Origin of the sequence: Ensifer sp. (assembly GCF_035999185.1) — a bacterium.
Classification (GTDB): Bacteria; Pseudomonadota; Alphaproteobacteria; order Rhizobiales; family Rhizobiaceae; genus Ensifer.
Genome location: NZ_DASYHB010000092.1, coordinates 1 through 6,702 on the forward strand (window position 1 = coordinate 1; position 6,702 = coordinate 6,702).

Consider the following 6,702-nt stretch of genomic DNA (forward strand, 5'->3'; position numbering starts at 1 on the left):
CACTCGATCAATACAAAAAAACCGGCGGCGATTGATCGCGACCGGTCCTCGGAAATCCAACTTTCCTCGGCCCTTTAGCGACTTGTTTAACGTGGCTGCAAGCCGGCCGGCCAAATCACCACGGGGAATTTGATAGCGCGACAGGGGCGCGGGGGTCAAGAAAAACGATTCGGACGGTGCCGGACTGCCCCTCATCCCGCTGCCGCGACCTTCTCCCCGCGTGTAGGGAGAAGGGGACCTGTGGCACCCGATCGTTTCCCAATTAGCGCAGCAGCTGCAGTCCACGGAACACACGTCGGGCGACAGCGCCTTGGAGTCACCTTGCGCCATCCACGTCCCCTCTCCCCGCCTGCGGGGAGAGGGTTAGGGTGAGGGGCAAATGCACCGGGCTTCCAGAAAATCCAAGGCGTCCTGCATCCCGTATCCGAGGCGGCTTCTGGCCTCTTCGATCTCAAGCCAGAAGAAGCGAAACCGGATCGGCTCACCACCGCCAAAGGGCGTCATTTCCTGGTGTGTCCAGCTTTCCTGCTGCTCTTCGCCAAGCGCGACATGGAAATAATGCCGCCGATGGCAGACGGTTCTTTCGTCCTTCTTGTAGTGGTAGTCCTGCGTGACGAGATGGGTGAGCGCCTGCGGCGACGTCAGCCCGGTCTCCTCGGTGAATTCCCGCGCGGCCGCCTGCTCCGGGCTTTCGCCCGGTTCCATTGTGCCGCCGGGCACCTGAATCTCGATCTCGGGAAAGTCCGGTTCGTCGAAGAGCAGCAGCCGACCTTGCCAGGTGGCGTAAATCAGCACCTTGTGCGCGTCGGGCTTCATCCGTCGCGGCGCGCCATGAAGGCCAGGCGTTCGAAGAGATGCACGTCCTGCTCGTTTTTCAACAGCGCGCCGTGCAGCTTCGGCAGCATGGTCTTGGGATCGGCTCTCAGATCAGCCGGATCGACTTCGTCGGCAACCAGCAGGCGGATCCAGTCGAGCGCTTCCGATGTCGACGGCTTCTTCTTTAGGCCCGGCACCTGGCGGATGTCGTAGAAGGCGGCAAGCGCTGCTGAAAGCAGCGTCTTGCGGATGCCGGGATAATGCACCTCGACGATGCGGGCGAGCGTGTCTGCGTCCGGGAAACGGATATAGTGGAAGAAGCAGCGGCGCAGAAACGCGTCCGGCAGTTCCTTCTCGTTGTTGGAGGTGATGATGACGATCGGCCGGTGGCGGGCGCCGATCATCTCGCCGGTCTCGTAGACATGGAATTCCATGCGGTCGAGTTCCTGCAGCAGGTCGTTCGGAAACTCGATGTCGGCCTTGTCGATCTCGTCGATCAGTAGCACCACGCGGCGGTCGGCCTCGAAGGCCTGCCAGAGTTTGCCCTTGCGGATGTAGTTCTTGACGTCGTTGACACGCTCGTCGCCGAGCTGGCTGTCGCGCAGGCGCGAGACGGCGTCATATTCGTAAAGCCCCTGCTGCGCCTTGGTCGTCGACTTGACGCTCCATTCGATGAGCTCGAGATCAAGCGCCGCCGCAATCTGGCGGGCAAGCTCGGTCTTGCCGGTGCCGGGCTCGCCCTTGACCAGCAGCGGCCGCTCCAGCCGGATCGCGGCGTTGACCGCGATCATCAGGTCCTTGTCGGCGATATAGTCGGCGGTGCCCTCGAATTGCATGTGCGTCTTCCGTTTCAGCATCTCGTCTGCGAAGTCCATGGACTACCGCATCTTGGCCGAAATCGGAATCGATTTGAGGAGGGGTTGGGCGAGAAGTCTTCAGCCGCGAAGGGCAGTGACCTCGATCTCGATCAGCATTTCCGGGCGGATCAGGTCGCAGACGATCATGGTTGCGGCCGGGCGGATCTCGCCAAAAACTTCGCCGAAGATCGGGAACACCCGGTCGGCGAAGCTGGCATCGGTGACGTAGTAGTGGTTGCGCACCACGTCCTTCATCGAGAAGCCCGCTTCCGTCAGCGCGCCCTCGATCGTCTTCAGGCAGTTGCGCGCCTGCTCCTCCACCGTCTCGGGCATGGTCATGGTGGCGTAGTCGTAGCCGGTCGTGCCGGAGACGAAGCACCAGTCGCCCATCGCGACGGCACGCGAATAGCCTGCCGTCTTTTCGAAGGGCGAACCCGAGGAGATGAGCTTGCGCGCCATATTGCTCGCTTAAGCCCAGGGGCGCGCGGCGCCGACCGTCTTTTCGAAGCTGTCGATGGCGGTTGCCTTTTCCAGCGTCAGGCCGATGTCGTCGAGGCCGTTCAAGAGGCAGTGACGCTTGAAGGCATCGACCTCGAACTTGACGGAGCCGCCGTCCGGACCGGTGATTTCCTGGGATTCCAGGTCGACCGAGAGGATGGCGTTGGAGCCGCGCGAGGCGTCGTCCATCAGCTTGTCGAGGTCAGCCTGGCTGACGACGATCGGCAGAATGCCGTTCTTGAAACAGTTGTTGTAGAAAATGTCGGCGAACGACGTGGAGATCACGCAGCGGATGCCGAAGTCGAGCAGCGCCCACGGCGCATGCTCGCGCGAGGAGCCGCAGCCGAAGTTGTCGCCGGCAACCAGGATGCTGGCGTTCTGGTAGGCGGGCTTGTTCAGCACGAAGTCCGGATTGACCGAGCCGTCCTCGTTGTAGCGGGCTTCGGCGAAAAGGCCCTTGCCAAGGCCGGTGCGCTTGATCGTCTTCAGGTAATCCTTCGGAATGATCATGTCCGTGTCGATGTTGACGACGGGGAGGGGGGCGGCGACACCGGTGAGCTTGACGAATTTTTCCATAACTTCAGGCCTTCGATTTCAGAAGAATGTTGCGCTAGCGTTTAGATGAGTTTTGCGCCGAAATGAAGAAAAATCTATCCAAACACGTGTTATCGGGCGGGTGAAAATGCCCGCCCGATGGAACTTTCGTCCGGATTTCGATTGTCGGGAAGGACTTAGCCGGCCTTGACCGGGCTGTTCATCGCCCAGAGAACCCCGAACGGGTCGCGAAGCTGGCCGTAGCGGTCGCCCCAGAACATCACCTCGATCGGCATCACCACTTCGGCTCCCGCGGCAACGGCGCGGTCCCACCAGGCGTCGATGTCCTCGACCGTGAGCGTCAGAGTAAAGGCCTGCGGCTTTTCCAGCGGATGGCCGTATTCCGGATAGGCGTCGGCCAGCATCAGCGAGCTGCCATTGACATAGAGGTGGATGTGCATCGTGCGGCCCTGCTCGTCGAGTGGGTGCCGGCCGACTTCCTTGCCGCCGAAGGCACGCTGGTAGAATTCGGACGCCTTGGCGGCGCCATCGACCTGCAGATAGGGCAGAAGGCCGCTCAGGACCGGTGCCGGCTGCTGCGCTTCAGTTTGCTGCGTCTGGGTATCCATCGGGTTTCTCCATCCTGTTTGAGGAGCCAGGACCGTTGCTGGCCTGTCTCAAGGACGGGCGGGGATCGCCCAATCCGACATGGGGATGGAAAAAAATTTAAAGCCCGGTGCCGCGCGTCTTTTTGCAGGCGTCAGGATGCGAGCCGATCGTGGATCGGCTCGGACGGCCTTGCCCGGATCACTGGGGATCAGAGGTCGATGATCGTGCCGCGACCGTCGTTCCAGATGCGCATCTCGCGCTGGCCGTGGGCGGCAGCTGCTGCGGCCGGACGGACTGTTGCGCGGGCCGGCTTGAAGTTCAGCCGGGTGGCAATGGCGCTGCCGATCACGACGACGGCGGCGATGCCGGCCAGCGCCAAGGCCAGCGAAGCGGTCAGGACAAAGGCCGCAAACGTGATGGTCAGGGCTGCGGCCGTAAAGAGAACAGAGCGAATGCTTTGCATAATCGTCACCTTTCTGATGGCGATGTGGGAGTTCGCGCGCGCACTTGCAAGAGGCGGTCCTTCACGAAAGGGTGCGGCGGTTCGCCTCGTCTTGCGGAACGGGTGAAAGGCGGGCACAACTGGGGCATGAGCAAATCGACAGACCATCATCCCGTGCGCCTGCGCCGCTCGGTGCTTTGCGTGCCCGCCGATAACGCCCGTGCGCTTGCCAAGGTTGCCGAGCTCGCCACGGACGCCGTGATCTTCGATCTCGAAGATGCGGTGGCGCCCGAGCGCAAGGCCGAGGCCCGTCAGGCGCTGGTGCGGCATCTGACGGCGAAGCGCCCGGATTGCGAGATCGTCATCCGCGTCAACGCGATCGGCTCCGGCTTTGGCCAGGACGATCTCGCAGCAGCTCTTGCGGCGAAGCCGGATGCGATCCTTTTGCCGAAGGTTGAAAGCCCGGCGGACATCCAGGCGGCGGCCGACTGGCTTGCCGAAAACGATGCGCCGGACACGCTGCGCCTCTGGGCCATGATCGAGACGCCGCGTGGTGTCATCAATGCGCCCGTCATCGCCGAAACCGGCCGCACCTTCGGCGGCAGGCTCGATTGTTTCGTCGTCGGCCTCAACGACCTGCGCAAGGAAACCGGCGTGCCCGATCGTCCGGGCCGTCCCTATCTCGTTGCCTGGCTGATGCAGATCCTGCTGGCGGCGCGCGGTGGCGGCCTCGACGTCATCGATGCCGTGTTCAACGATTTTCGCGACGCTGATGGTTTCGACGAGGAATGCCGGCAGGGCCGCGACATGGGCTATGACGGCAAGATGCTCATCCATCCGGCCCAGATCGGCCCGGCGAACGAGCGCTTCGGCGTGGAGCAGATCGCCGTCGACGAGGCGCGCGCGATCATTGCCGCCTTCTCGCTCCCCGAAAACGCCGGCAAGGGCGTCATCAATCTCAATGGGCGCATGGTCGAGCGGCTGCATCTCGATCAGGCGACAACACTCGCGGCCAAGGCCGACCTCATCGACAAACGAAAGACAAGATCTTGAAACTCTACCGCTTCCTGACCGGTCCCGACGATGCCACCTTCTGCCACAAGGTGACGGCGGCGCTGAACCAGGGCTGGAGCCTGCACGGCTCGCCCAGCTACGCCTTCAACGCCGACACGCAGCACATGCAGTGCGGCCAGGCGGTGGTGAAGGAGGTCGAGGGCAAGGATTATACGCCTGATATCAAGCTGTCGGAGCAGTAGTCCCGCTTAGCACCGGTGTCAGGGATTGCCCCTGACCCTCTCCCCGCAGGCAGGGAGAGGGGACGCGGCAAGCTACGCGGTCTTTGCCTAGGGGCGCGGACGGTTGTGGGTTCGAGCAGGTTCGTCAAAGTCCCTGCGCCCCGCTTGCGGGGATAAGGTGCCGGCAGGCGGATGAGGGGCAACGGCAAAGGGTGAGCCTTGCTCTTTGAAGTCACGCAACTCCGGACGCAAAACCGCTTTGCACTTTTCCTGGAATTGCTTAGCCGCCGACGTGCTCGACGCTGGCTTCGATCCGCTCCATGTCGTCGTCTGAAAGGCCGAAATGGTGGCCGATCTCGTGGATCAGCACGTGGGTGATGATGTCGCCCAGCGTCTCATCGTTCTCGGCCCAATAGTCGAGGATCGGGCGGCGGTAAAGCGTGATGCGGTTCGGAAACTGGCCGGTCTCCATGGTGAAGCGCTCGCTGATGCCGCTGCCTTCGAATAGGCCGAGCAGGTCGAAGGGCGTTTCCAGCGCCATGTCCTCGAACACGTCGTCGCTCGGAAAGTCGGCAACTTCGATAATGAGGTCGGTCGTCAGCTGACGAAATTCCTGCGGCAGGTGACCGTAGGCTTCCTGCGCGAGCTGTTCGAAAGTGGTAAGTGTCGGTGCGTGGCGTTCCCGCCAATCATCGGTCTGGTCAATGCGGGCCATAGGCACTCCTTGTTGCCCTCCATATAGCGATTTTGCCAGTGTTTTTCGAGTGTTGAATTCCTTGACCACAGGGACAGGAATAAATTCTTAGAATTGGCTGTTGACTCATTTAGGAAGCTCTGGAATCTAATAGAACATAACATGAACATTTGATGGGAGTTGACCGTCATGGCCGACAAAGCCGTGGAGCGGGAGACGGTACTTTCGCTCCGAGAGACGATCGCCAGGATCGAAAACCGTCGGCTTCCGGGCGTCGTGCGAGCGGCCAAGGCGGCCGATCCCGGCGGCTTCCGTCAGCGTGAGGACGATGAGCCCGGCCGCCGGGCGCTGGCACTCGGCATTGCGGAACTGGACGACCTTCTCGACGGCGGCCTACCGCTTGAAGGTTTGACGGAAATCCGCAATGCCGAGACGCGGGATGCGGGTGCCGCAGCCGGTTTTGCCACAGCGCTCAGCGTACTTTGCCAAAAGGCGCGCCTTGAAAAAGGCGAGCCGGCGGCCCCCGTTCTCTGGATCAGCCAGTCGATGGCGTCCAACGAGGCGGGGCTGCCCTATGGGCTTGGTCTCAAGGCCTATGGGCTTGATGTCCGCGGCCTTGTCTTCAGCCTGCCGCGCACGGTGAAGGATGCGTTGTGGATTGCTGAAGCCGCCCTTTCCGTGCCGAGCTTCTGCGCCGTCATTCTGGAAATTCGCGGCAACCCTGGCGCCCTTGCGCTCAGCGAGAGCCGGCGCCTGCATATGCGCTCGCGGGCCGGCCACGTCCCCCTTCTGCTCTTGCGCCAGTCCGGACACGAGGAGGCGAGCAGCGCCTTCTTTCGCTTCCTCGTCGAGCCGGCGCCTGCGCGCGAGCGCCCGCTACCGGATGGATCGATGCTTCGCGGCAGCATCGGCCATCCCGTCTTTCATGTCATTGCCGAGAAGAGCAGGGCTCCTGCGCCGCTCGGCTTCCAGCTGGAGTGGAACCCCCATGACCGCCGCCTTTACCCCGTCGAGCCC

Annotated in this window: 10 protein-coding genes and 1 riboswitch; of the genes, 3 read left to right on the forward strand and 7 right to left on the reverse strand. The window is 62.4% G+C overall.

Going from position 1 to position 6,702, the window contains the following annotated elements; all coding sequences use genetic code 11:
• Positions 1-54 precede the first annotated feature (54 nt).
• Positions 55-132, reverse strand: a riboswitch (SAM riboswitch).
• 231 nt (positions 133-363) lie between these two features.
• The 6 genes from VGO04_RS09070 to VGO04_RS09095 form a co-directional block, all read right to left on the reverse strand.
• Positions 364-816 carry an NUDIX hydrolase gene (locus VGO04_RS09070; RefSeq protein WP_327495619.1) on the reverse strand — a complete coding sequence of 151 codons (453 nt, stop codon included), beginning with the start codon at positions 814-816 and terminating at the stop codon, positions 364-366.
• Complete coding sequence (locus VGO04_RS09075) at positions 813-1,652, reverse strand: MoxR family ATPase (protein WP_327495627.1); 840 nt, start codon at positions 1,650-1,652, stop codon at positions 813-815. The genes VGO04_RS09070 and VGO04_RS09075 overlap by 4 nt, the downstream gene beginning before the upstream one ends.
• A gap of 99 nt (positions 1,653-1,751) precedes the next feature.
• On the reverse strand, positions 1,752-2,132 hold the full coding sequence (locus VGO04_RS09080) for a RidA family protein (protein WP_327495620.1): 381 nt from the start codon (positions 2,130-2,132) through the stop codon (positions 1,752-1,754).
• Positions 2,133-2,141: 9 nt separating this feature from the next.
• Entirely contained in the window at positions 2,142-2,747 is a 606-nt protein-coding gene (gene leuD / locus VGO04_RS09085; protein WP_034802725.1) for a 3-isopropylmalate dehydratase small subunit, read from the reverse strand.
• 155 nt (positions 2,748-2,902) lie between these two features.
• On the reverse strand, positions 2,903-3,334 hold the full coding sequence (locus VGO04_RS09090) for a glyoxalase/bleomycin resistance/extradiol dioxygenase family protein (protein ID WP_327495621.1): 432 nt from the start codon (positions 3,332-3,334) through the stop codon (positions 2,903-2,905).
• Between the two features lie 188 nt (positions 3,335-3,522).
• Complete coding sequence (locus VGO04_RS09095) at positions 3,523-3,777, reverse strand: hypothetical protein (protein WP_327495622.1); 255 nt, start codon at positions 3,775-3,777, stop codon at positions 3,523-3,525.
• A gap of 126 nt (positions 3,778-3,903) precedes the next feature.
• Between VGO04_RS09095 and VGO04_RS09100 the strand changes: the two genes are divergently transcribed.
• On the forward strand, positions 3,904-4,809 hold the full coding sequence (locus VGO04_RS09100; RefSeq protein WP_327495623.1) for a CoA ester lyase: 906 nt from the start codon (positions 3,904-3,906) through the stop codon (positions 4,807-4,809).
• Positions 4,806-5,012, forward strand: coding sequence for a DUF1737 domain-containing protein (locus tag VGO04_RS09105; RefSeq protein WP_327495624.1), 207 nt, complete (start codon positions 4,806-4,808; stop codon positions 5,010-5,012). Before VGO04_RS09100 ends, VGO04_RS09105 begins: the two co-directional genes overlap by 4 nt.
• Before the next feature lie 259 nt (positions 5,013-5,271).
• Here VGO04_RS09105 and VGO04_RS09110 read toward each other — a convergent pair whose 3' ends face one another.
• On the reverse strand, positions 5,272-5,706 hold the full coding sequence (locus tag VGO04_RS09110) for a metallopeptidase family protein (protein WP_327495625.1): 435 nt from the start codon (positions 5,704-5,706) through the stop codon (positions 5,272-5,274).
• Between the two features lie 168 nt (positions 5,707-5,874).
• Here VGO04_RS09110 and VGO04_RS09115 point away from each other — a divergent pair.
• Positions 5,875-6,702: hypothetical protein (locus VGO04_RS09115; protein ID WP_327495626.1), on the forward strand; the 828-nt coding region annotated here is incomplete at its 3' end.